22 protein-coding genes are annotated in these 25,758 nt (G+C 40.3%); 7 read left to right on the top strand and 15 right to left on the bottom strand.

Annotation, left to right across the window (positions count from 1 at the left end; translation table 11 throughout):
- Nucleotides 1-30: 30 nt before the first annotated feature.
- The 3 genes from A7967_RS19350 to A7967_RS19340 form a co-directional block, all read right to left on the bottom strand.
- A complete protein-coding gene (locus A7967_RS19350; RefSeq protein ID WP_054206577.1) occupies nt 31-645 on the bottom strand; it encodes a YigZ family protein in 615 nt (204 codons plus the stop codon).
- A 68-nt stretch (nt 646-713) separates the two neighbouring features.
- Nucleotides 714-2,036: a Xaa-Pro dipeptidase gene (gene pepQ / locus A7967_RS19345; RefSeq protein ID WP_054455833.1), complete on the bottom strand. Its 1,323-nt coding sequence runs from the start codon at nt 2,034-2,036 to the stop codon at nt 714-716.
- 98 nt (nt 2,037-2,134) lie between these two features.
- Entirely contained in the window at nt 2,135-4,021 is a 1,887-nt protein-coding gene (locus A7967_RS19340; RefSeq protein WP_064435983.1) for a transglycosylase SLT domain-containing protein, read from the bottom strand.
- Nucleotides 4,022-4,215: 194 nt separating this feature from the next.
- Here A7967_RS19340 and fadB point away from each other — a divergent pair, with 194 nt between their 5' ends.
- The 3 genes from fadB (at nt 4,216) to tusA (ending at nt 7,987) form a co-directional block, all read left to right on the top strand.
- Entirely contained in the window at nt 4,216-6,375 is a 2,160-nt protein-coding gene (fadB, locus tag A7967_RS19335) for a fatty acid oxidation complex subunit alpha FadB (protein ID WP_054455837.1), read from the top strand.
- A 4-nt stretch (nt 6,376-6,379) separates the two neighbouring features.
- Nucleotides 6,380-7,549 carry an acetyl-CoA C-acyltransferase FadA gene (fadA, locus tag A7967_RS19330; protein WP_054206581.1) on the top strand — a complete coding sequence of 390 codons (1,170 nt, stop codon included), beginning with the start codon at nt 6,380-6,382 and terminating at the stop codon, nt 7,547-7,549.
- A gap of 198 nt (nt 7,550-7,747) precedes the next feature.
- Entirely contained in the window at nt 7,748-7,987 is a 240-nt protein-coding gene (gene tusA / locus A7967_RS19325; protein WP_054206582.1) for a sulfurtransferase TusA, read from the top strand.
- A 33-nt stretch (nt 7,988-8,020) separates the two neighbouring features.
- Here the strand turns inward: tusA and A7967_RS19320 are convergent, their stop codons facing one another.
- The 9 genes from A7967_RS19320 to dnaA form a co-directional block, all read right to left on the bottom strand.
- The gene (locus A7967_RS19320; protein WP_054206583.1) at nt 8,021-8,545 is read right to left on the bottom strand and encodes an REP-associated tyrosine transposase; all 525 of its coding nucleotides are present in this window, start codon (nt 8,543-8,545) and stop codon (nt 8,021-8,023) included.
- A gap of 117 nt (nt 8,546-8,662) precedes the next feature.
- The gene (locus A7967_RS22590; RefSeq protein WP_054206584.1) at nt 8,663-9,085 is read right to left on the bottom strand and encodes a hypothetical protein; all 423 of its coding nucleotides are present in this window, start codon (nt 9,083-9,085) and stop codon (nt 8,663-8,665) included.
- A 110-nt stretch (nt 9,086-9,195) separates the two neighbouring features.
- The gene (locus A7967_RS19310) at nt 9,196-9,645 is read right to left on the bottom strand and encodes an early set domain-containing protein (RefSeq protein WP_054206585.1); all 450 of its coding nucleotides are present in this window, start codon (nt 9,643-9,645) and stop codon (nt 9,196-9,198) included.
- A 60-nt stretch (nt 9,646-9,705) separates the two neighbouring features.
- The gene (gene glyS / locus A7967_RS19305; protein ID WP_054206586.1) at nt 9,706-11,775 is read right to left on the bottom strand and encodes a glycine--tRNA ligase subunit beta; all 2,070 of its coding nucleotides are present in this window, start codon (nt 11,773-11,775) and stop codon (nt 9,706-9,708) included.
- Nucleotide 11,776: 1 nt separating this feature from the next.
- On the bottom strand, nt 11,777-12,679 hold the full coding sequence (glyQ, locus tag A7967_RS19300) for a glycine--tRNA ligase subunit alpha (RefSeq protein WP_054206587.1): 903 nt from the start codon (nt 12,677-12,679) through the stop codon (nt 11,777-11,779).
- 142 nt (nt 12,680-12,821) lie between these two features.
- A complete protein-coding gene (gyrB, locus tag A7967_RS19295) occupies nt 12,822-15,248 on the bottom strand; it encodes a DNA topoisomerase (ATP-hydrolyzing) subunit B (RefSeq protein ID WP_054206588.1) in 2,427 nt (808 codons plus the stop codon).
- A 12-nt stretch (nt 15,249-15,260) separates the two neighbouring features.
- Nucleotides 15,261-16,355, bottom strand: coding sequence for a DNA replication/repair protein RecF (recF, locus tag A7967_RS19290; protein ID WP_054206589.1), 1,095 nt, complete (start codon nt 16,353-16,355; stop codon nt 15,261-15,263).
- Nucleotides 16,356-16,361: 6 nt separating this feature from the next.
- Nucleotides 16,362-17,465 (bottom strand): DNA polymerase III subunit beta, encoded by a 1,104-nt coding sequence (dnaN, locus tag A7967_RS19285; RefSeq protein WP_054206590.1) that lies wholly within the window; start codon nt 17,463-17,465, stop codon nt 16,362-16,364.
- 13 nt (nt 17,466-17,478) lie between these two features.
- Nucleotides 17,479-18,873, bottom strand: coding sequence for a chromosomal replication initiator protein DnaA (gene dnaA / locus A7967_RS19280; protein WP_054206591.1), 1,395 nt, complete (start codon nt 18,871-18,873; stop codon nt 17,479-17,481).
- A 505-nt stretch (nt 18,874-19,378) separates the two neighbouring features.
- On the opposite strand from dnaA, the gene rpmH reads away from it, so the two are divergent.
- From rpmH to yidC, 4 genes are all read left to right on the top strand, one after another.
- Nucleotides 19,379-19,513: a 50S ribosomal protein L34 gene (gene rpmH, locus A7967_RS19275; RefSeq protein WP_004335215.1), complete on the top strand. Its 135-nt coding sequence runs from the start codon at nt 19,379-19,381 to the stop codon at nt 19,511-19,513.
- Nucleotides 19,514-19,520: 7 nt separating this feature from the next.
- The gene (gene rnpA / locus A7967_RS19270; protein WP_054206592.1) at nt 19,521-19,946 is read left to right on the top strand and encodes a ribonuclease P protein component; all 426 of its coding nucleotides are present in this window, start codon (nt 19,521-19,523) and stop codon (nt 19,944-19,946) included.
- 126 nt (nt 19,947-20,072) lie between these two features.
- A complete protein-coding gene (gene yidD / locus A7967_RS19265) occupies nt 20,073-20,348 on the top strand; it encodes a membrane protein insertion efficiency factor YidD (RefSeq protein WP_054206593.1) in 276 nt (91 codons plus the stop codon).
- Between the two features lie 8 nt (nt 20,349-20,356).
- Entirely contained in the window at nt 20,357-22,033 is a 1,677-nt protein-coding gene (gene yidC, locus A7967_RS19260) for a membrane protein insertase YidC (protein WP_054206594.1), read from the top strand.
- 235 nt (nt 22,034-22,268) lie between these two features.
- Here the strand turns inward: yidC and A7967_RS23475 are convergent, their stop codons facing one another.
- The 3 genes from A7967_RS23475 to A7967_RS19250 are packed head-to-tail and all read right to left on the bottom strand — an operon-like array spanning nt 22,269 to nt 25,511.
- Nucleotides 22,269-22,598, bottom strand: a complete 330-nt coding sequence (locus tag A7967_RS23475; RefSeq protein ID WP_231659108.1) for a PepSY-associated TM helix domain-containing protein — start codon at nt 22,596-22,598, stop codon at nt 22,269-22,271.
- A 21-nt stretch (nt 22,599-22,619) separates the two neighbouring features.
- Nucleotides 22,620-23,357 carry a PepSY-associated TM helix domain-containing protein gene (locus A7967_RS23470; protein ID WP_231659109.1) on the bottom strand — a complete coding sequence of 246 codons (738 nt, stop codon included), beginning with the start codon at nt 23,355-23,357 and terminating at the stop codon, nt 22,620-22,622.
- A 9-nt stretch (nt 23,358-23,366) separates the two neighbouring features.
- Nucleotides 23,367-25,511 (bottom strand): TonB-dependent siderophore receptor, encoded by a 2,145-nt coding sequence (locus A7967_RS19250; RefSeq protein ID WP_054206595.1) that lies wholly within the window; start codon nt 25,509-25,511, stop codon nt 23,367-23,369.
- Between the last annotated feature and the right edge of the window lie 247 nt (nt 25,512-25,758).

Genomic DNA, 25,758 nt, shown 5'->3' with positions numbered 1-25,758 from the left:
GGTAATGGTTAGTGAGTAATGGTTATTGTCTTACTCTTTAATACTTAACTCAACCGCACCATGGCTCAAATCATAAATATCTTTTATGGCTTGCTTAGCTTGGCGGCTATCAATAGTAATAACCCATTCAATATTAGCAGTAAATTGTTTTTCGATATTAAGTACTTGGTACTGTGTTTTCAGCAACTGCTCTATCGCTCCTTGCGCACTGTAATCACTATAACCAATCAGCTCCACACTGGGGACTTTTAAGGTTGTTGTTAAATGCGCCAACGCATTATTGAGTGATCCACCATAGGCTCGCACTAAACCACCGGTTCCTAACTTTATACCACCAAAGTAGCGCGTAACCACAGCTGTGATCTCCCCTAAACCAGATCCTACCAGCACATTTAGCATTGGCTTACCCGCAGTGCCGTTAGGCTCGCCATCATCAGAAAATCCATACACATGACTACCGCCCGGGTTACCTGCTACATGTGCCCAACAGTTATGACGCGCATCACTGTACTTTTCTTCAATACTTTTAATGAATGCTTTTGCACAGGCTAAATCGGGCGTATGTGCAATGTGCACAATAAAGGTGCTTTTTTTAATTTCTTCTTGATGAAACACATCCGCTGCGGGGTATTTATATTCTGACATACTTTAGTTAACCAATATTCAACCAAAAAAATGGGGCCATATGGCCCCAATCATTCAAACTTAGAGAATTAAGCTAAGTTTAGATCACGCGTCATATTTTCTAAGCTGTCTTCGTGTACGATAATGTTATCTTCGATACGAATACCACCAAATGGTTTAAACGCTTCAACTTTTTCCCAGTTAATAAACTGTTTGTTGTCGGTTTGCGCTAAATCACCTAATAGTGAATCTATGAAATATAAACCAGGCTCAATGGTGAACACTTGGTTTTTCTCAATCAAACGAGTACAACGTAAGAAAGGATGCCCTTCTGGCGGCGCTTGATGCGCACCACTTTCATCAGCCATAAAGCCGCCCATGTCATGTACTTGCAAACCAAGATGATGGCCAAGTCCATGCGGGAAGAAAGTAGATGTAATGCCGCGCTCAACAATTTCAGCTGCGGGTAGTTTAACAATATTAAAGTCACTCAGCACTTGCGCTACACGCTGGTGGCAATCTAAGTGAAGCTCGCCATATAGCATACCCGGCTTTAACGCTTTCCCTAATGCAACTTGATGATCAGTCATTACATTGATTAAATCAGCAAATTCACCTGATTTTTTAAAATCGTAGGTACGGGTAATATCAGCGGCATAACCGTTAAAATTAGCACCAGCATCAATTAAGAATGAATGATGTGCGTGTGGCGCTTTAGGATCAAAATGCGTGTAATGCAAAATAGCGCAGTTTTCGTTAAGTGCCACAATATTGCCGTACGGCATTTCATTTTCACTTTGACGTGTAGCGATTAAGTAAGCTTGTTGAATATCAAACTCTGAGCCACCATTAAAGAAAGTGTCGCGCGCTGCTTTATGACCATCAACTGCAATACGGTTTGCTTGGCGTAAACATTCAAGCTCATATTGAGTTTTATACGCACGATGATAGTTAAAGTAATTAAGTACTGGCTCAGGGTTCATAATATTAAAACCGAGCGCTTGTGCAACTTCTAAGTACTCACCAATATAAGCATAATTTGCTTTATCGTACGGTAATAGCTTTTCAACTTGATCAGGCTTAAGTAACAGCTCAATATCAAAGTAGTCAGCCCAAAAATCACGCGGCTCATCAGGTACTTTATGCCAGAAATCAACAGGGCGATAAAATATTAACTTTGGCTTATCAGTCCCATTTATAACTATCCAACAATGTGGGTTATCGATTACAGGTAACCAAGCTTTAAAATGCGGGTTAACTTTAAACGGATAATACATGTCATCTAAAAATTGGCGCTTAGCTTGTCCTGAGTGGATCACTAAACCTTCTAATCCTTCACGCTCAACAATAGTTTGAGTACGCTGCTGCAGTGTTGCAATATGTTCGGCGTATAAAACGGCTAATTTATCCATAGTAAACCCATCTGTTAAATTTAACTTGCACTGAGTCTATCATAGACTCATATATCCCCAAACCACCAGCAGATGCGCTAAAGCATCTGAGGGGATCTTTACCCACCCATTTTCATTTCTAAAATAGGCGCTAATATATTCCCCTCACGCCCCAAACGCGTGTGGTAAACCTGTCTATAAGCGAATACATTCTTAACATAGTCGCGTGTTTCTCGATACGGAATAAGCTCTACCCATAACTCCGCAGGCATCGCCTCTTTTGGCAACCAACGCTTTATGCGATGATACCCTGCATTATATGACGCTGTTGCAAGCACCTCGTTACCTTTATTTTTCTTTTTTAGATACTCTAAATACTCAGTACCTAAGCGAATATTGGTTTTGGGTTGATTTAAACGACTTCCTGACACTCTACTCTTATTTACATATTTAGCGGTACTAGGCAATAATTGCATTAACCCTCGTGCATTGGCATGCGAACGTGCGTCGGGCGCAAAGGAACTTTCTCGACGAGAAATCGCAATACTCCAGGTCACATCAATGTGGTTACGTTTACTGTAGCGCTCAAATAAATCTTGAAAGGCAAATGGAAAACGCAGCTCCACATAATCCCACGCTTTAATTTGCGCTAAGGTGTAAATAGTACTGTCGTACCAATCAAGTTCGGCAGCCAATTTTGACGCTGCCAATTTCTCTTCTTCACTTGATGTATTCGTTAAATAATTCCACTCTCGTCGTGCTGAAGTAAAGCGTTTTAACTCATACAACGCTTTTGCCCGTTTAAAACCTGGTGCATTAGCAACATTAAGCATCAACTTGTCACTCACTAGTAAAGGTTGATTATTCAACTGCACGGGTAATCCCAAGCGCGCAGCTGCTAAAAAGCCATAATAATCTCGCTCTTGCGCAACCCCCTGCCAAATTGTATTTGCTCTTTCCTTATCACCACGTTGTTCTAAACTATAGGCCAACCAATATTGCTGACCGAGGCTGAGATTTTCTTTACCAGTAAAAAACGCCACAATGCCCGACCAATCTTGAGTTTTGAGCATATTACCCAATTGCCATTGCATCAATTTACGGTCTTGGCGCTCTTTAGGTACTTTACTTAACCAAAAACGTGCTTCTTCATGGCCACTTGAAGCAAGCGCTAACGCAAATGTATAATAAACATCAGCTTTTTGCTCATCAGTGTAATCAAACATCGCGTCTAGTTTTTCCCACGCTTTAAGTGCTAAAGCCTTATCACGCCAAATTAGTCGCTTAATACCATAATGGGCTATTTCACCTTCTTTAACTGATTTGTGCTTATAACGATATAAACCCGCCGCAGAACTTGGATCACTGCGTACTTTACTGTACAGATCGGCCAAATATTGTTCTTTACGAGGCAACAACGTCTTTAAATAAGGTAATAAGCTACGCGTACCTCCTTGAGCAGACAAAGTTATACGTTGCCACACTAACTCTTCACTCATATAACCTTGCTTGCGCCATAGGCTAAATAATGAATCACACTCTTTGGGCTGTGACTTACCTACCACCCATAAATCGGTGACCTGATTAAAAATTGCTTTTTTTGGGGCCCCCAAATCCAGCTGGTATTTTAGATAAGTACAAGTCAGCTCATTATTTCTAGTGGTACGGTAATTTTGTATATATGCAGCTTTACGATTATGCTTTTGTAAATGCTGTAACCATGCTTTACGTACTGGCCACTCCAATGGTGTGTGTTCGTAAATTGATAAATAATTTTCTATCTCAGATTGACGCTCAATACTTGGGTTTCGTTGCCAATACATTTTTTCAACGTACGGCTTAAGTGGATGATCGAGCTGTATTGCTGCTTCCTTAAACTCTTGATAACTTCCATTTTTAGCTATTTTTTCAGCGCTTAAAAATGCCTTATGGGCAGAATCGGCTTGGGCAGAAAAAAAAGGAAAGAGTAATGCAGCTGCCGTAAAACCTAACAATTGTTTTTTCATGATGACCTTAAATATTCAAAGGTAAATAAAAGACAAACACTTCACCTACACCTTAGCATCAAACAAGCTATATTTTAACCAGTAGAAAGTCCGCTTAGTAAATTTTTCGTTGCATTTTTAATTTAAAGCAAGCACACTGATTGAAATGCAAACTCATCGTACCAGTCTTAGTTCACTAACTAGGGAGAATAATAATGTTATATAAAAGCGATTCCTTTGAAGTTGCTTTCATCAAGGATAATATCGCCGAGTTCAAATTTTGTGTTGCAGGTTCTGTAAACACCTTGTCTCAGCAAACCTTGAAAGATTGCGCTTACGCATTAAAAGAATTAGCCGCCAACAGCGACATCAAAGGCATGATTTTTACCAGTGATAAAGACCACTTTATTATTGGTGCCGATATTTTCGAATTTTTACCGACATTCACTAAGCCAGAAGCTGAATTAGTTACCTGGATTAAAGATGCCACTGATGTTTTTGATGCGGTAGAAGATTTACCATTCCCAACTCTAAGCGCCATAAACGGCTTAGCACTTGGCGGTGGTTGTGAGTGGGTACTCGCTACCGATTATCGTGTTGCTAGTACAACCGCAAAAATTGGCCTACCAGAAGTTAAACTTGGCATAATGCCAGGATTTGGTGGCACAGTGCGCTTACCGCGCATTGTTGGCGCCGATAACGCCATGCTTTGGATCACTGCCGGTTCTGAAAATCGTGCAGCTGATGCCCTCAAAGTAGGCGCTGTTGACGCGGTAGTTAGTGCTGACAAACTTTTAGAGTCAAGTATATCAACACTTGAATTAGCGATTGCTGGCAAGCTAGATTGGCAAGCAAAACGTAATGTAAAACTCCAACCGCTTAAATTAAACCGCGTTGAGCAAGGCATGAGCTTTGCAATGGCAGAAGGTATGGTAATGGGTAAAACCAAAGGCCACTATCCTGCTCCTATCATGGCGGTTCGTACTATTAAAGCAGCTGCTAACTGTGAACGCGCCGAAGCAATGGCAATTGAAAATGCCAACTTTGCTAAATTAGCTCGTACACCAGAAGCTGCGGCGCAAACAGGTATATTCTTAGCTGATCAATACATCAAAGGTAAAGCGCGCAAACAAGCTAAAGCCAGTGATGTAGCCATTAAACAAGCAGCTGTACTTGGTGCTGGTATTATGGGCGGTGGTATTGCTTACCAATCGGCTTATAAAGGCACGCCAATCATAATGAAAGACATCCAGCAGGATGCGCTTGATTTAGGTATGACCGAAGCATCTAAGTTTTTAGGCCAAAAAGTTCAACGTGGTCATATGACGATGGACAAAATGGTTGCGACGTTAGGTAAAATCAAACCAACTCTTAACGATAGCGATTTACAAAGCGCTAATATCGTAGTTGAAGCCGTTGTTGAAAACCCTAAAGTTAAACAAGCGGTGCTTGCAGGTCTTGAAAAAGATATGCCAGCAGGTACGATTCTAACCTCAAACACATCAACAATTCGTATTGATGAGTTAGCGACTGCCCTTGAAAAGCCTGAAAACTTCTGTGGTATGCACTTCTTTAACCCTGTGCCTAAAATGCCATTAGTTGAGATTATCCGCGGCGAGAAAACCTCGGAAAAAACCATTAATGCCGTCGTTGATTACGCCTTAAAACTAGGTAAATCTCCAATTGTTGTAAATGACTGCCCAGGTTTCTTTGTAAACCGCGTTTTATTCCCATACTTTGCAGGCTTTAGTAAATTAGTTGTCGAAGGCGCTAACTTTGCCAAAGTAGATAAAGTAATGGAAAACGTGTTTGGTTGGCCAATGGGCCCGGCATACTTACTTGATGTTGTAGGTATTGATACTGCATATCATTGTACAGGTGTTATGGCTGATGGTTTCCCTGAGCGCATGTCACGAGCAGAAAAAGATCCAGTTTCAGTATTCGCTAACGAAAAACGTTTTGGTCAAAAGAACAAAGCGGGTTTCTACCAATATGCGCCAGATCGTCGTGGCCGCTTGAAAAAAGCCCAAGATCCACAATCAGTTGAGCTACTGAGTTCAATCACTGATGCACCAAAAGAGTTTGATAAACAAGAAATTATCGATCGCTGTATGGTGCCAATGATCAACGAAGTGCTACTTTGTTTACAAGAAAACATTGTTGCTTCTCCACAAGAAGCTGACATGGCACTTATTTACGGCATCGGTTTCCCTCCATTTAGAGGCGGTGCGTTCCGTTACTTAGATCAAACTGGGCTAGCTAACTTTGTTGCAACCGCAGACAAATACGCTCACCTAGGTGCGATTTACCAAGTATCTGAGCAAACTCGCAAATGGGCTGAAGAAGGCCGTATTTTCTATAAGGTGGAAGGATAAGACCATGAATACTCCAGTAATTGTAGATTGTATTCGCACGCCAATGGGCCGTTCTAAAAACGGTGTATTTAAACACAAGCGTGCCGAAGATTTAAGTGCTCACCTAATGAAGGGTTTACTTGATCGCAACCCAGCCGTTGATCCAGCATCGATTGACGATATCTATTGGGGTTGCGTACAACAAACTTTAGAGCAAGGTTTTAACGTTGCACGTAATGCATCATTGCTTGCAGGCATTCCGCATTCAGTTCCTGCAACAACGGTGAATCGTTTATGTGGTTCATCAATGCAGGCATTACATGACGCTGCTCGCGCAATTATGACTGGCGCGGGTGACACCTACCTAATTGGTGGTGTTGAGCACATGGGTCACGTACCAATGACTCACGGTAATGATTTCCATCCAGGTCTTGCAACTTCAATCGCGCAAGCATCTGGTTCAATGGGTTTAACAGCAGAATACCTAGCAACAATTCACGGCATTAGCCGTGAGCAGCAAGACCAATTTGCATATCGTTCGCATCAGCGTGCTCATGCAGCAACAGTTGAAGGTCGTTTCCGTCGCGAAATCCTCGCAATGGAAGGTCATGATGATAATGGCTCACTGATTTTAGTTGAAGATGACGAAGTAATTCGCCCAGAAACAACAGTAGAAGGCTTATCACAGCTTCGCCCTGTGTTTAATCCTGCATCGGGCTCAGTAACAGCAGGAACATCTTCTGCACTTTCTGACGGCGCATCAGCAATGTTAGTAATGAGTGAAGAAAAAGCTAAAGCATTAGGCTTGCCAATTCGTGCCCGCGTAAAAGCGATGGCGGTTGCTGGTTGCGATCCATCAATTATGGGTTACGGCCCAGTACCAGCGAGTAAAAAAGCACTTGCACAAGCTGGTATCACTATTGATGATATCGACGTAGCTGAACTTAACGAAGCATTTGCCGCGCAATCACTACCGGTATTAAAAGACTTAGGTCTTGCTGATGTAGTTGATGAAAAAGTGAACCTAAACGGCGGTGCTATCGCTCTTGGTCACCCTCTGGGTTGTTCAGGCTCGCGTATTAGCACATCGCTTATTCACTTAATGGAAGATAAAAACGCAAGATACGGTTTAGCGACCATGTGTATTGGTTTAGGCCAAGGCATCGCGACTATATTTGAACGTGTTCAAGACTAATTAGTTTGAACACGTAAACCATCTCTTGGTGATTAAAAGCCGTACTGATTAATTCAGTGCGGCTTTTTTATGATTCGTTTCCCAGGTTGGCCTTGATATGTATCATTGAAGTGGCTTTATTTATCGCGCTCAGGTCGTTAAACTAGCAGCCTTAAATTAACCATTAAATGCGACCGCATACGCTAAGGTAAATCAACCATGAGTTTTGATAACCCCGATCACCAATTAGACGCCATCGGCCTACGCTGCCCAGAGCCTGTCATGATGATCAGAAGCGCGGTACGCAAAATGGAAAATGGCGAAACCTTATTAATCACCGCCGACGACCCCTCCACTACCCGCGACATCCCCAGCTTCTGCATGTTTATGGATCACACCCTAATAGCCAAAGAAGTCGATGCCGTGCCGTATCGGTATTTGGTAAAGAAAGGGTTGTAGGTTGGGTTGAGTGAAACGAAACCCAACAAAAAATTATTCTGCGTCTATACTGATATTTACAGCATCAATTCCCCAATCAACAGCTAATGCCCCTGAATTTACATATTTATGAAAGCTAGAGTATGGCCAATCAACAGCTCTGGTTACATATTTATGTTTCACAGGATTATAATGAATGTAGTTAATATGGTTTTGCAGATCATTATCGTCTCTAATTTTATGCTCCCAGTAACGACGTTGCCATATGCCACGCTCAGATTTAGCAATTCGGCTTGTGCTGCGAAACTCATCTATCGGCAGCGACCTTGAAAAATAGCTTTTAATTAATCGCCACCGCAAAGCATAGTCTCTATCATTTACAGGAAGTTGCCATAGTGCATGTAGGTGATCGGGCATGATAACAATTGCAATTGTTTTTACTGGATACCTTTTAATAACTTTTGAATAAGCACTACGCAATGAGTCAATATTTTGTGTTAGGTATTCTTTATTTCTGTTTTCTAGAGTCAATGTGAAAAAATAACAAGCCCCAGAGTCTAAAACCCGCCTATATTGCATCTATATTCATCCATGAACAATTTTAATTTTTTAACTATAGAACACAAAGTATATTAGGTACATGTAGGTTGGGTTGAGTCTTGCGAAACCCAACAATATACAAATTCTCCCAACGGTTCATACAAGAATCTTTTCTACAATTACCTCGCTAGGAATTGATCCCCCATTAATTTCTCTTATTGATACTTCCTTTTCGTCTGGATAAAACTCATTCTCTAGCTTTTTCATTATTATGTTGTATTTTTCAAATAGCTCGGAATCCAAAACATACACATCCCCTTCACAATTATTAAATTTTGCGAATTTCTTAGCTATTTCAAAGCTTGTAGTGGTCGAAACCCAAGAAAACTCATATATGGCTGAATCATACTGATGATAAATACATGAGTTATTATCACTAAATCCAGACTCAAAACCGGCTCCAGACTGTCCAGCTAGCTCTCCTGCACTCAGTACTACATCAATTTTATTACTCTTAGGTATAATATTTCCTTTATTTATTTTGTCTAATCCTATATTAACCCCGCGGTATAACTTCATGGTCTTCCTTAAACTTATTTCTATTAATAGTTATATAAGCCTTATAATGTGGATAAGCTTATGCCATGTTGGGTTTCGTTTCACTCTACCCAACCTACTTCTGACAGCTCTTACTTCTTAGTTATCGTCACTTTCGGTTGATCATAGTTACTATAATCAATGCTGACGATGTAGCTGCCCTTTATTGCTGGGGTGAAGCTTAAGTAGTTATAGGTAGTATCGCAATCGGCTAAAACGCTTTGCCCTAACGTCAGAGATTGACCGGTTGGATCTTGTTCACTGAATCCGCAATTATAACCTGCGCTCCAATCCATATCGGCAATTTTAAATTCGTACACTTTACCTGGCGTTGAGAATTTCACGTTCGCTTGATAAAGCGCAGGCGCGACTTGAGTAAATGCATATTGCGTTTCTGCGTCCCATAAATTGAAGTCACCCCGTAAGTACATAGTACGGTCAAGCTCTTTACTTGGTAGTACATCGCTAATATCAGGCATTTGTATTTGGCTTGAGCATGCGGTTAATAAGCTTGCGAGCGCAAGCGTAATAATTCGTTTCATTAGTTAACCTCTTATACAAAAAAGCCAGCATAGCTGCTGGCTTTTTAATCTACGCTTAATTTACTTCTGCAGGACAGAAATATCAGCAATATCTAAAAATAGACCGCTAAGTTGACTTAGTAATGCTAAACGATTTTGCTTAACGGCTTCATCGTCTGCCATTACCATTACGTTATCAAAGAAGTTATCAACACTTTCACGGATACCCGCAAGTTGTGCTAATGCTTCTTGATAATCGCCCGCAGCATAAAGCGGAGCAAGGTCAGTGGCAAATTTTGCGACTTGTGCTGCAAGCGCTTTTTCAGCGTCGTCGCTTAATAAACTCTCATCAACAGTGCCTTGTGCTGTAATGTTATTCTTAGCAAGAATATTACTGACACGTTTATTTGCTGCTGCAAGCGCTTCTGCCGCGTCTAACGTACGGAAGTGGCTTACGGCTTTAACACGACGGTCAAAATCAACTGGTTTAGTTGGACGGCGTACTAACACAGCTTGAATAACATCAACTTCAATGCCTTCGTCTTGATACCAAGCGCGGAAGCGCCCTAGCATAAATTCAAATACATCGTTTGATACATTTGCGTTTGTTAGCTTTTCGCCAAACAAACTTTGCGACTTAGCAACCAGATCAAGAATGTCTAATGACAACTCTTTCTCAACCATAATACGCAGTGCACCAATAGCAGCACGACGAAGAGCAAATGGGTCTTTATCGCCTTTTGGCGCTTGGCCAATACCAAATATACCCACCAGCGTGTCAAACTTATCTGCAATCGCAACAGCGCAACTGATCAAGTTTGTTGGTAAGCTATCGCCGGCAAAGCGTGGCATGTACTGCTCGTTTTGTGCCATGGCTACATCTTCAGCTTCACCGTCATGACGTGCATAGTGCATCCCCATAACACCTTGAACGTCAGTAAACTCCATGACCATTTCAGTCATTAGGTCAGTTTTACTTAACAAACCAGCGCGCTCTGCAAGGGCTTTATCTGCACCAAGTTGTTCAGCAATATAACCGGCAAGTTGTGCAATACGCTCAGACTTGTCTTTAAGCGTGCCCAATTGCTTTTGGAACAATACGCTATCAAGTGATTCTAGGCGGCTTTCAAGTGTTTTCTTTTTATCTGTTTCAAAAAAGAACTGCGCATCAGCCAAACGTGGGCGCACTACTTTTTCATTACCAGAAATTACAACGGCTGGGTTTTTACTTTCAATGTTTGACACAAACAAAAACTTGTTAAGTAATTTGCCATCTTGATCTAGTAACGGGAAATATTTTTGATCGTCTTTCATGGTGTAGATCAGCGCTTCGGCTGGTACATCTAAAAATGCTTCTTCAAATGTTGCGGTCAAGGTAACTGGCCATTCAACAAGTGAAGTTACTTCTTCAAGTAAATCTTCATCCATTGCAACAACGGCATTAACTGCTGTTGCTGCCGCTTCAATTTGGCTACGTATTTGCGCTTTGCGCTCCTCGTAATCAGCAACAACATGTGCAGACTTAAGCACCTCAAAAACATCATCAGCATGGTTAATGCTAATTTTTTCTGGGTGATGAAAACGATGGCCTTGTAGTTGGTTGCTAATTACTTTACCAAGCACTTCGCCTTCGATTAATTGATCACCAAACAAAATAGTTGCAGTATGAACCGGACGAATAAATTGAGTTTTATTCGAGCCCCAGCGCATTGGTTTCGGTATAGGTAATTTAGCCAATGCTTTATTTACTACATCATTCATTAACGCAGTAGTGTCTTTACCTGCAACTTTGGCAATATGTAGTAACCATGCGCCTTTATCGGTTTCAAGTGTTTGTGCTTCACTTACTTCGATACCACAACCACGCGCCCAACCCATTGCCGCTTTAGTTGGGTTACCTTCTGCATCAAATGCAGCTTTAGTTGCAGGGCCGCGTTTTTCAACTTCTTTGTCTTGTTGCTTAGCTTCTAATGCTGTTACTTGTAAACCTAAACGACGAGGCGATGCATACCAACTAACACCTTGGTGAGTAAGCTCTAAGCTCGCAAGTTCAGCGGTTAAGTTTACAGCAAATGCTTCTGCAAGTTTACGCAGTGATTTTGGTGGCAACTCTTCAGTGCCAATTTCGACTAATAAATTTTGTGCTGACATGCTACTTATCCTTACACAGCGGGAAACCAAGCGCTTCGCGTGCATCATAATAACTTTGTGCACATGCTTTAGATAACGCTCGAACGCGTAAAATATAACGTTGGCGCTCTGTCACTGAAATTGCATGACGTGCATCAAGCAAGTTAAATGCATGCGATGCTTTCATTACCTGCTCATACGCTGGTAATGGTAAGCCAGCTTCAATTAGCTTTTGGCTTTGCGCTTCACATTTATCAAACTGTGCAAACTGATCTTCAACGTTAGCATGTTCAAAATTATACTTTGATTGCTCAACTTCGTTTTGGTGAAAAACATCGCCATAGGTAACACGACCCATTGGACCATCAGCCCAAACAAGATCGTAAATACTGTCAACGCCTTGAATGTACATTGCTAGGCGCTCAAGTCCGTAGGTGATTTCACCCGTTACAGGAGAGCACTCTAAGCCACCCACTTGTTGAAAGTAAGTAAACTGTGTTACTTCCATGCCGTTTAACCAAATCTCCCAACCAAGACCCCATGCACCTAATGTAGGTGACTCCCAGTTGTCTTCTACAAAGCGTACTTCGTCAGTAAGTGTATCAATGCCTACAGCAGCTAAAGAGCCTAAATAAAGCTCTTGAATATTCTCTGGTGATGGTTTTAATACCACTTGGAATTGATAGTAATGCTGTAAGCGATTTGGATTTTCACCATAACGGCCATCGGTAGGACGGCGACATGGTTGTACATACGCGCTCGACATTGGCTCTGGACCAATAGATTTTAAGAATGTTTGCGGGTGAAATGTCCCTGCGCCTACTTCCATATCGAGTGGCTGAATAATGACACAGCCTTGCTGTGCCCAGTAATCCTGTAAAGCCAGGATCAAACCTTGAAAGGTTTTAACGTCATATTTTTGCATATTTGGCTTTTAGTATCTGCTGTGATGTAGCGTGAAAATTACACTCAGTATACCTTGTGCGAAGTCAGGTTTTAAGCAGTTTGTGCAATTGCGGTCAATAAAAAAGGAGCCCTTGGGCTCCTTTTTTGATTCTCAAAGAGAATTAAACATCGAGGTTAACTACGCGTAATGCGTTCGTTTCGATAAACTCACGACGCGGTTCAACTTGGTCACCCATTAACGTAGCGAATAATTGGTCTGCACCAACGGCATCTTCAATGGTTACTTGCAGCATACGACGAGCTGAAGGATCCATAGTAGTTTCCCATAGCTGACTTGGATTCATTTCACCCAGTCCTTTATAGCGTTGGATGTATAAACCACGCTTAGACTCAGTGATTAACCACTCTAATGCATCTACAAAGTTATCTACGGCTAGGGTCTTCTCACCACGTTGAATATAAGCACCTTCACTTAGGATATTGGCAATGTTAGTGCCCGTCACTGCGATGCGCTTATAGTCACGTGAAGAGATAAAGTCATGGCTTAGTACATGTGCTTTATCAACACCATGTTGGCGAATATTGATCACTGGGTAATACAAGTTACGCTCAGTATCGTGCTCAGTTGCAGCAGCAAAGATTGTCGCATCTTCATCACGCTCAACTAAATCGGCAACAAGGGTATTAGTCCATGCAATGACTTTGGCTTCGTCAGACAAATCAGCTTCGTTTAGTTCTGTTTGATAAATTAAACGTTCCATCACGGTGTTCGGGTATTTACGCTTTAAGCGCTCAATAACTTTTACAGTATTTTGGTAATCATGAACAATCGATTCTAAAGCTTCACCTTCAAGTGCCGATGCATCTGCGCTGGTATACAATGCAGCACCATTTAATGCTAATGAAGTTAGGTAGTCGACAAGTGCTGGATCATCTTTAATATAACGCTCTTGCTTACCTTTTTTCACTTTATAAAGTGGTGGTTGTGCAATATAAATATAGCCGCGTTCTACGATTTCTGGCATTTGACGATAGAAAAAGGTCAATAGTAGTGTACGAATGTGCGAACCATCGACGTCAGCATCGGTCATGATAATAATACGATGATAGCGTAACTTTTCAGGGTTATACTCATCACGGCCAATACCACAACCAAGTGCAGTGATAAGGGTTGCTACTTCTTGTGAAGAAAGCATCTTATCAAAACGCGCTTTTTCTACGTTTAGTATTTTACCTTTAAGCGGAAGAATCGCTTGATTCTTACGGTTACGACCCTGCTTGGCTGATCCGCCAGCAGAGTCCCCTTCCACTATATATAGTTCAGACTGTGCTGGATCTTTTTCTTGGCAATCTGCTAACTTACCTGGTAAACCAGCTAAATCCATAGCGCCTTTGCGACGAGTCATTTCACGGGCTTTACGCGCGGCTTCACGGGCACGCGAAGCATCAATGATCTTACCAACAACTATCTTCGCATCCACTGGATTCTCTAGTAAGAATTCAGTGAATTTTTCAGCCATTGCTTGTTCTACCGCGGATTTAACTTCGCTCGAAACTAGCTTATCTTTCGTTTGTGATGAGAACTTAGGATCAGGAACTTTAACGCTTACAACTGCAGTCAAGCCTTCACGGGCATCATCACCGGTGGCATTACTGGTTGTTTTAGCTTTTTTGTTAAAGCCTTCTTTTTCCATATAGTTGTTAAGTGTACGTGTTAGCGCAGATCTGAAACCGGCTAAATGAGTACCACCATCACGTTGTGGAATGTTATTTGTAAAACAGTAAATGTTTTCTTGGTAAGCATCATTCCACTGCATTGACACTTCAACGCTAATTCCATCTTCTTCACGTTCGTGGGTAAAGTGGAATACACCTTTATGGATAGGTGTTTTGTTACGATTTAAGTATTCTACAAACGCTTGAATACCCCCTTCATATTTGAAGTGGTCACTTTTATTCTCTTCGCGTTCATCATTTAAAATAATACTCACACCTGAATTCAGGAATGATAATTCGCGTAAACGCTTAGCTAGAATATCGTAATGAAAATCTAAGTTAGTAAATGTTTCAGCACTTGGCCAAAAACGCAGTTCAGTACCTGTTGTTTCTGAATCGCCAATTACAGCTAATGGCGCGTCAGGAACACCCATTGTATAAAACTGCTCATGCAATTTGCCTTCACGGCGAACTGTTAACTTTAATTTTTCTGAAAGCGCATTAACTACTGAAACACCAACACCGTGCAAGCCACCTGATACTTTATATGAGTTATCATCAAACTTACCACCAGCATGCAGTACTGTCATAATTACTTCAGCAGCTGATACACCTTCTTCTTCATGAATAGACGTTGGAATACCACGGCCGTTATCTCGAACAGAGACTGAACCATCTAAATGAATTGTCACATAGATGTCATCACAATGACCTGCTAAGGCTTCATCGATAGAGTTATCAACGACCTCAAACACCATGTGGTGTAAGCCTGTGCCATCATCGGTGTCCCCTATATACATTCCAGGACGCTTTCTTACTGCGTCTAATCCTTTTAGTACTTTAATACTCGACGAATCGTAATTCTCAGACATGGTTAATCCCACTTATCTTGTTATTAGGTTGCCATGTTTCACGTGGAACATTTGTAGTTCTCGTTGCATGGGTTCCACCACAGCAGAAATACTTTCGGATTCAATAGCAGAGATAAATATTTGAGAGCGACAGTGCGACAGTAATTGGCCGACCTTCTCTTTCGTATCTTCCCCTAACTCCGAAGGTAAATCATCTATTAGCAATATTGATTGCTTTTCTGTCTCTGACTCAATCAAACTATTTTGCGTTACTTTTAACGCATAAAGCAATAGTTTGAGTTGACCGCGTGAGAATGTATTCTCAACACTGTTGCCAGCGACACTAAAACTAAAATCAGCTTTATGTGGCCCTTTATTTGTAAAGCCTTGGCGACTATCGCGCTCAAAACTTTGCTCAAGAGCATCGGCTAGAGATTCACTCTCTTTCCATCCAGCATAAAAGCTTATTTCTAAATCGCGTATAAGCGTTAATTCTGCACACATTTTACCAAAAAACTGCTGCTTAAACCTACTTATATACGCAATTCGTAAATTATTTATTTGTTCTGCCAGTCTAACAAATTCTTTATCCCAAAACTTGATTTGGTCAAAATAATTCTTAGGCTTACTTTTCAGTAGTGCATTACGTTGTTTCAATACTTTATTGAACGATTGCCAGAGATAAAAAAAGTCTTGTTCCACGTGGAACAATCCTAAATCTAAAAACTTTCTCCGTTCTTTAGGTCCGCCAAAAAACAGTGAATAGCTTTCAGGAGTAATTACCTGCACAGGCATTAACTGAGCAAGTTCAGACACTCGACGGCTAGATTTACCCTGTATTTTTAATTCTGTTTCACCACTGAGTGTTTTACTAATACCAATTGGTATCGATAAATTGTAAAGAGACTTACGGCCATGAATGGTAAATTTTTCTTGATGGTGAGTAATGATACTTCGGTGTTTAGGCGTGCGAAATGATTTGCCATGAGAAAGGAAATATATCGCCTCTAAAAGGCTCGTTTTACCACTACCGTTTTCACCATATATTACATTTATTCCATCAATTGGCTCTAATGTGAGAGCCTCAATATTACGAAAATGACTGAGGCTCAAATGACTTAAACTCATAAGTGACTATAAGCGCATAGGCATAACAACGTACATGGCTTCTTCATCACCCGCACCTTCGATCAATGCACTGCTATTCGAATCGGCAAGCGTAAATAATACATCTTCTGTTTTAAGTGTATTCAATACATCAAGTACATAGGAAACGTTAAAGCCTATTTCTAAATCATCACCTTGATACCCAACTTCAACAATTTCTTCTGCTTGCTCTTGCTCTGGGTTATTGGCTGTAATTTTTAATAGCCCATTCGATAAGTTTAAACGTACGCCTCTAAACTTTTCGTTCGACAATATTGATACTCGTTGAAACGCACTGCGTAACCACTCGCGGTTTGCAGTAATCACTTTATCTCCGCCACGAGGTAAAACACGACGGTAATCAGGAAAGCGTCCATCAACTAATTTACTGGTAAAAGTAAATTCAGTGTCAATAATACGAATGTGGTTAGCACCAAACTGAATTGTTACTAACTCATCATCAGCAACCATCAATCGCATAATTTCTTGCACGCCTTTACGCGGAATAATTAACTGGCGCTGAGTATTTAATGACTGCGGCAACTGCTTTTGTGCGATTGCTAAACGGTGACCATCTGTTGCGACTGTTTTAATGTCTGCATTATCTACTTCAAACGACATGCCATTTAAGTAATAACGTACATCTTGGTTTGCCATTGAGAAATGGGTGCTTTCAAGTAATTTTCGCAGCTCAAGTCGGGTTAGCTGAAACTCAACCTCGCCGTCCCACTGCTCTAAATTAGGGAAGTCTTCAGCAGCAAGCGTTGTTAATGAAAAACGACTTTTACCACTGGTCAGTAGTAACTGATGATCTTGACTTGCTAATGTCAGCTCTGAACCGTCAGGCAAGCTTTTACAAATATCGAGTAATTTTTTAGCTGGCAAAGTCAATTTTGTATCATCAACATCGTCGCCAACAAACACGTTTGCGACGAGCTCAATTTCTAGGTCTGTACCTGTCATTGAAAGCAGACCATCTTCAACCTCTAACAAAACGTTAGATAGAATCGGCAAAGTATGTTTGCGCTCGATTGCACCCGATACTTGCACTAAAGGTTTTAAGAATTGATCTCTTGATATGGTTATTTGCATAATAAAGTCAGCCTTAAGATGACAATGTTCTTATTAGGTTTTGATAATCTTCTTTCACTTCGTGGCTTTCGTCACGTAGTGATTTAATTTTACGACATGCATGTAACACAGTCGTGTGATCACGCCCGCCAAATGCATCGCCAATCTCCGGTAAGCTATGATTAGTCAACTCTTTAGACAATGCCATTGCTACTTGGCGAGGCCTCGCTATAGAACGACTACGGCGCTTTGACAGAAGATCGGAAATTCGAATACGGTAATACTCAGCAACTGTGCGTTGAATATTATCTATTGTTACTAGCTTGTCCTGCAAGGCGAGTAAATCACGTAATGCTTCTTTTACAAAATCGATAGAAATTGGACGACCAGTAAAGTTTGCATTGGCAATAACACGGTTAAGTGCCCCTTCTAATTCACGTACATTTGAACGTAATTTTTTTGCGATAAAAAAGGCAACTTCATGCGGTAAATTAATTTTACTCTGCTGCGCTTTTTTCATCAAAATTGCAACTCGCGTCTCAAGCTCTGGCGGCTCTATTGCGATAGTTAAACCCCAACCAAAACGCGATTTAAGGCGATCTTCAACCCCTTCAATCTCTTTTGGATAACGATCAGAGGTTAAAATAATTTGTTGATTACCTTCAAGTAACGCATTGAAAGTATGGAAAAATTCTTCCTGTGAACGCTCTTTATTAGCAAAAAACTGAATATCATCGATCATTAAAGCATCAACGCTACGATAATAACGTTTAAATTCTTCGATAGCGTTATTTTGCAGTGCTTTAACCATATCTTGCACAAAACGTTCTGAGTGCATGTAAACAATTTTTGCATCTGGCTTATTTGCCAAAATACCATTACCAACCGCATGTAATAAATGCGTTTTACCTAAGCCAGTGCCACCGTATATAAATACAGGGTTAAAAGCAGCGCCTGGATTATCGGCTACTTGCGTTGCCGCAGCTTTAGCTAACTGATTAGATTTACCTTCTACAAAGCTGTCAAAAGTATAGTTTTCTTTAATATTCGATTTATAAGCAGATTTAGGCGCAGGCTCTACAACAGCTTTAGCTTCTTTAGGTTGCTGACGACTTGCTGGTTGCGAAAAAGTAACCGATGAATTATCAACTACAGGTGCAGTCGCTGCCTGAGTATTCAAAATTGGTTTACTGCCTACATCAAAACGTAACTCTGGTGCTTCGTCTTTACAGATTTCTACAAGTAGTTCATTAATCCGGTTTAAATATTTTTCTCTCACCCAATCAAGAACAAAACGATTAGGCGCATAAATCGTCAGGGTATCTTCGGTACTTTCTGCTTGAAGTGGTCTTACCCACATACTGAACTGCTGCGAAGGCAGTTCATCTTGCAATACATATAAACAACTTTGCCAAACCGACAGATACACAGTTAAACTCCCAAAGATTCAGTTTCATTCCCGGTCATCAATAATGATGGAAAATTAAACATTTACGACTACAAATTAGGTATTTATTTCACCCAAGACCGAGTATTATGAAGGGACTTTATCCACAAGTACAAGATTGATTTCTTTTAAAAAGATGATCTCTGCACAAAAAACATTTAAAACACTGATTTTAAATGAATATTATTTTCCCAACCAAAGGATGATCATAACAAAAAACACGTTAGATCGCGATTAAAACCTACGATCTATTTTAGTTACCCCAAGCTTTTATGCACTTTTTATACAGTGGCTGTGGAAAACTTCTTTATTATAAGGATCCTAATAGATCCCCAGCTTAGATCTATTATACCTTTATACTATTAATGTAATTATGATTGACTTTATGGGCCTTCATCTATAATATCTCGCGCTCGCAATGGCACCTGTGCCAGGATCGCGACCTGCATAGGATGTTTTAACCTTTAACCGATCGGATGGAATTGTTATGAAGAGAACTTTTCAACCTAGCGTTTTAAAACGCAAACGTGCACACGGTTTCCGTGCTCGCATGGCAACTGTAAATGGCCGTAAAGTATTAGCTCGTCGCCGCGCTAAAGGCCGTAAAGTTCTTTCTGCTTAATATATAAGTGGAAGACTTTAACTTTGGCAGGGAGTTACGTCTGTTAACTCCCTCGCATTACTCTCGCATCTTTAATGAACCCGCTCGGGCAGCAACTCCTTTTTTTACCTTATTAGCAAAACCCAATGACCAAGCAAAACCTCGCTTAGGACTCACTGTCGCTAAAAAACGGGTTAAAAAAGCTTGCCAACGAAACCGTATTAAACGTCTTGCTCGCGAAAGTTTTCGTTTAAACCAACACACTATTGATAATATCGATATTGTTTTGATGGTTAAAAGTGGTATTGATGAACAGTCAAATGAAGAGCTAACTAAACAACTCGGTAAGTTATGGCGTAAAATTAATGAACGCTGTAAACCTGATGCGCCTAAACCACCACCCTTTAAAAAACGCCCTAACAAATCGGCTAAATCCAATAAACAAAGCCAATAGCAATAGAATTATAGGGTTAATTAAGGTATCTTTAGCTCACCTTTTAATCATGCATTTAAAATTCCATTTAGGGTGTTTAAATTCATGGTATCCACCCACTAAATATTACGCAGAGGCATGAACATCATGAGGTTAATCAAACCACTTGTTGCTTTTCCAAAGCGCTGTTTAGTGTTATTAATTCGGGGTTATCAAAAGTGGATTAGTCCGCTATTAGGTCCGCATTGTCGCTTTAATCCAACCTGCTCCACTTATGCTATTCAAGCAATTAATTTGCATGGATTAATAAAAGGGGGTTGGTTAGCGATTAAACGCATATTAAAATGCCATCCTTTACATTCAGGCGGGGATGATCCCGTGCCTGAAAAAATAACCCATATTAACCACCAACACGAGAAATAAGAGCTGTTATGGAATCGCAACGCACGTTTTTATTCATCGGCTTGATGCTTGTATCATTTTTATTATTCCAAGAATGGAATAGTGATTACAATGCACCAAAAGTCGATCCTAGTGCCAACACACAAACACTAAAATCTAATTCGCTTAATTCTGATGATTATATTCCATCATCAGCAGATGGTGAGTTACCAACTGCAGCAACCAGTGCAAAACGCTCTGTAATCGAAGTTACAACTGACGTATTCACTGTAAAAATTGATACCCGCGGTGGTGATATTGTTGAATCAGACCTACTCCAATATGAAGAAGTAAAAGGTGAAGAAACACCATTTATGCTTTTAGGTGAGTTTGATGGCAACCAATACTTCTCGCAAAGTGGTTTAGCAGGTTTAAATGGCCCAGATGCTTCAACAGAAGGTCGCCCTGTTTATAGCACCGAACAAAAAAGCTTTACCTTAAAGGGTGATGAACTTCGCGTTCCTTTAACATTTACTGATAGCAACGGTGTGACGTTTACTAAAACCTATGTATTCAAAAAAGGCCAATATGATGTTGCCCTTGAGTACACTGTTAACAACGTAACTAACTCACCTATTCAAGTACAACTTTACACACAAGTAGAACGTACAATACAAGAAAAAGGCAGCTTAGTTGATCAAAACTACCTTGGTGCCGCTTACGGTAGTGCCGATGAACCATATGAAAAATACAGCTTTTCAGATATGGCAGATAAAAACCTCAGCATTAATACGACTGGTGGTTACATTGCCTTTATTCAGCATTACTTTGTAAGTGCCTGGGTGCCTGCACAAGACCAACAAAATACCCTTTACAGCGTAATAAAAAATGGCACCGCAGCCATTATTGGTACTAAAGCAGAACCTGTTAATATTCAAGCTGGTACGCAAGCTAAAATTAGTGCTACTTATTATATGGGCCCGAAAGAGTCTGATAAATTAGAAGCGCTTCACCCAAATTTAGATTTAACAGTCGATTACGGTTGGTTATTTTTTATCTCACAGCCTTTATTCGAACTACTTAAATTTTTATACTCGGGTGAAGGTTCGTTTTTTGGATTATTTGATATCAGCATTGGTGGTTTAGGTAACTGGGGACTGGCTATTATCGCCATTACTATTATTGTTAAATCATTAATGTACCCACTAACTAAAGCGCAATACACGTCAATGGCGAAGATGCGTGCTCTACAACCTAAAATGGCTGCATTAAAAGAAAAATATGGTGACGACCGTCAAAAGTTCGGCCAAGCGACCATGGAAATGTACAAAAAAGAGAAAGTAAACCCAATGGGTGGCTGCTTCCCTATTTTGCTACAAATGCCAATCTTCTTAGCGTTGTTTTATGTATTTTTAGAATCTACAGAACTTCGCCATGCTGAGTTTTTCTTATGGTTAACTGACTTATCAGCGAAAGACCCATACTACGTATTACCAATCTTGTTTGGTGCGAGTATGTTTATAACGCAGAAGCTACAACCAATGACGGTTACCGATCCAATGCAACAAAAGATGATGACCTTTATGCCGGTTATCTTCTCAGTGTTCTTCCTTTGGTTCCCATCAGGTCTAGTACTTTACTGGTTAGTATCAAACCTTATCTCTATCGCACAAATGCTCTATATTTATCGCGGTATGGAAAAACAAGGAATAAAAGTAAGGGGCTAATTGCTCGTTTACTTAGATAAAGGCGACTTAGGTCGCCTTTTTTATTGCCTGCTTATCTCTTTAACTATTCTAGCGAGTTAAAAAAGGTGCAAACAGCGCTAGAAAACATTCATTTAGGGCGTGCTAAAGCAGGAGCAAAAAGTAAATCAGGTACTGTGCGAACACTAAAACTGACACTGGTCACAATCACAGAAGCTACAACCAATACTGTAGCAGCACCACCGGCAACGCCTAATCATTTAGTCAATGTAACTTTGCGCTTAACTCTAAGCCAGCTCATATACATGCCAGTGGCACTAATAAAGCTCATAGCCAAACCAAAAATAGTCCAAATTAATTTTGTGCCAATTCCTGCAAAATTACCAAAGTGAAGAGGATCGGCCGTATCTTTAATACGCGCAATGATTGGTAGGTTTTCTCCTTTTTGAATCCCGAGTACAACTCCTGTTGTTGGATGTAAATAAACTCGATTAGCACGGAGCCTAAGTAATATATCATTGTTATACCCTCTAACTTCTACAGCTTGATTTGCCTTTTTCCCGTAGCGAATATAACGAATATCCAAACTTGAAAAAGCTTGCAGCGCTTAGTGCGTTAAGGTAGCTACGTGTAATGGGGCACTTGACTCTTGAACAGGCACTTTTCGCAAATCACGCAATGCGCTGGGTTCGGCTACATAATGATCAATTCTAGCCGTTTGCAAGCCATGTTCAATCAAGTACCATGTGCCTGTTATCGACATTACAGCGATAAACCACAAACTCCATAGCCCGAGTAACTTATGCCAATCAGCCCAACTGCTGCGCTTGGTTTTTAATAGCTGACTTGGCTTTTTAAAGAACCCAAGCCACCACTGACGGTAAACATAAAAGCTAGATATAAATAAAACCAACAATAGCAAACTTAAAGAGGTGACAATTAACTTACCGATCCAGCCTAATGAAAGGTTCATGTGCCAATTGCGCAAAAAACGCGATACACGTGCCCATTTCCCCTCTCCTAACCACGCACCTGTCGCACCATCAAGGTAAACAAATAAAAATTCATCATGATATTTTAAAGCAACTTCAATAGCTAAATAATCTTGCTTATGTCTGTGAATATAGAGAATTTGCGCACTGGGGTATGTCTTATTTAATGTGTGCTCAATAGCTATATAATTGGTTTCACCCGAATTGCTAATTGCCCGAAATTTTTTATCACTTAAGTACTCTATCTCATGACTTAACGTTGCTAATGTTCCTGAAAAACAAATAACAAAAAGCAGAACCCCTACAAAGAGTCCTGCCCAGGAGTGTAAATTAAACCAACTTTTTGCTTTCACACAGCACGATTAAAAGTTGTATTTAGCGCTCAAATAAATACGACGTGGCTCACCAGGAAAATGCCCTGTACGTTCAATAAACCCACTTGACGCATATTCTTTATCAAACAGGTTTTTAACTGATAATTGCCATTGCCAATTATCTATGGTGGTTTGCCATGCCATATTATAAACAGTGTATGATTTAACCGCTTGCCCGCCTAAACTTAATTGTTCATCTACATAGTTTAAACCAGCAGAAATAGAAGAATATAAGGTCGGTAGCTCATAACGAGTCCAGATACCTGTCGTATTTTGTGGTGCGTTAGCAAACTTGTCACTGTTAGGTATTTGATTACGAATACTATCGCTTGCTTCGGTAATACGGGTATCATTATAAGCATAATTGGCAGTTACAACCCAATATTCTGTAATATCACCCACCACTTCAACTTCAAAACCTTTACTTTGCACTTCACCAATAGCGACTAAATCGTCAACGCCATCTTTAGCTACGTCACCTAATAAGCTTGGTTGAAGAATATTCTCACGAACAATATCGTAAACAGCCATATTTACGGCAAGGCTATCATTCAGCAATTTAGTGCGTAGGCCTAGCTCGTTAATGCGACTTTCTTCCGGTGAAAAAGGGCCGCCTTTAGCGGTATCTTGATTACTGGCACTTTGAGGGACAAACCCAGTTCCATGCAATGCATATGGAAAAAAGACATCGTTAATATTGTAGCTAGTACCAATGCGGTAAGTTACGTCACTGTCTGAAAACTCAGTTTGATTAAGCTCATCCTTATCTTCAAAGCGATCGTATCTTAAGCCCGCAGTAATACTCCAGTTATCCGTTACATCTAATTGATCTTGGGTATAAAAGCCTAAACGAGAGCTATTTGTGCGGCCAAGTCTGGGAGTAATGGTATCGAGTGCATAATCAGCCCCTGAGGTTAAACCGTACTCAGAATTAAGTAAGCTTAAACCAGTAACTGGGCCGCCTCGACTTTGTTGCGTTGCAGTGCGATAGGTACTATTAAAATCATGCTCATAAAAATCACTGCCAAATAACATTTGATGCTGCATATCAGCAAGTTCAAATTCAACAACAGCATTGGCTGTTAAGCTAAAACCCTTATTTTCCCTAACTTGATCTCGAAACTCACGGTGAGTCCAATCAACAACACCATCTTCGTCAGTATCTACTAAGCCCCTAGGCTCATGGTAGTTTTGCACTTCTTCATTATCAAAATAACGTGCAGTTATATCGGTACGCCAAATATCATTAATTTCATGTTTAAGTGTTGCTTGGTAAACATGAGCTTCTACATTTTGAAAATCGGTTGCTTCATTATGATTCCAACTTATATCGGCAAGAAAATTACCTTCATCATCCGCAGGTACACCACGTAAACGGGCCCCACCTAATTCTTGTTCTATGTAAGTGTACTGCGCCGTCAACTCTGTAGCACCACTAATTAACCAGGTATAACCAAGATCAACAATGGTATTGTCACTACTTGTATTATTGCGAAACGGCTTTTCTGAGTCACGATAAAGGCCGACACGATAAGCATGATTATCTAAATTATCGTTAAGCGTGCCTGTGCTTTCTAATGCGCCACTAAAAAAGTCATCATTGCCAACTTCAAACTCAATACTATGCTTATCGGTAAATTTTGGTTTTTTAGTTGCATAATTGATGATTCCACCTGGATTACCACTACCATAAACGGCCCCTGCAGGGCCTTTTAATACCGCGATTTGTTCAATATTAAATAACTGAGGAACAGCAAAACCATTAAATGGATCACCTTTTACACCATCATATAAAATTTCATCTTGGCGAAAACCACGAAACGTCACGCCTGAGTAACTAAATGCATTTACACCGGCTATATTGCTATATAAATCGGTAATTTGACGGGCTGCCTGATCATTTATTAACTCTTGCGGAAGTATTTGAATAGATTGTGGGATCTTTTCAATCTCTGTGTTTGTTCGAGTGCCAAAACTTGAATCCATAGGCCGATATAAAGAAAATGCTCGCCCGATAACAGAGATTTTTTCAATATCTGTTATTTTTTCTTGTTCTGTTGTTGTTTGTTCTGAAGCAATAGATGAAGCTGAAAAACCTGTAATTATAGCCAGTACTAAAGGTGATAAACGCATAAAATAATAATAATAATGATGAAATGATAATTAATACATGATAATAAATGCGATTATCATTTGCAATGAGGTTGCTATGTCTTAAATTTAAATAAATATAAACCTTACACAGCGTTTAAGTTTCTACCACCAAGAAGTTTTAACCGATTCTTTAATTGGCTTTTTATTGCCCTGCTATTCGCATGCTATAAAGCCATAGGTTACAATACGCACATATCGTTATTCATAAAATTGGCAAATTATTAGC

The organism is Pseudoalteromonas neustonica (genome assembly GCF_001653135.1).
Lineage (GTDB): Bacteria > Pseudomonadota > Gammaproteobacteria > Enterobacterales > Alteromonadaceae > Pseudoalteromonas > Pseudoalteromonas neustonica.
The sequence above is the reverse complement of the archived record's forward strand: the minus strand, read 5'-3'. Positions and strand labels throughout refer to the sequence as shown.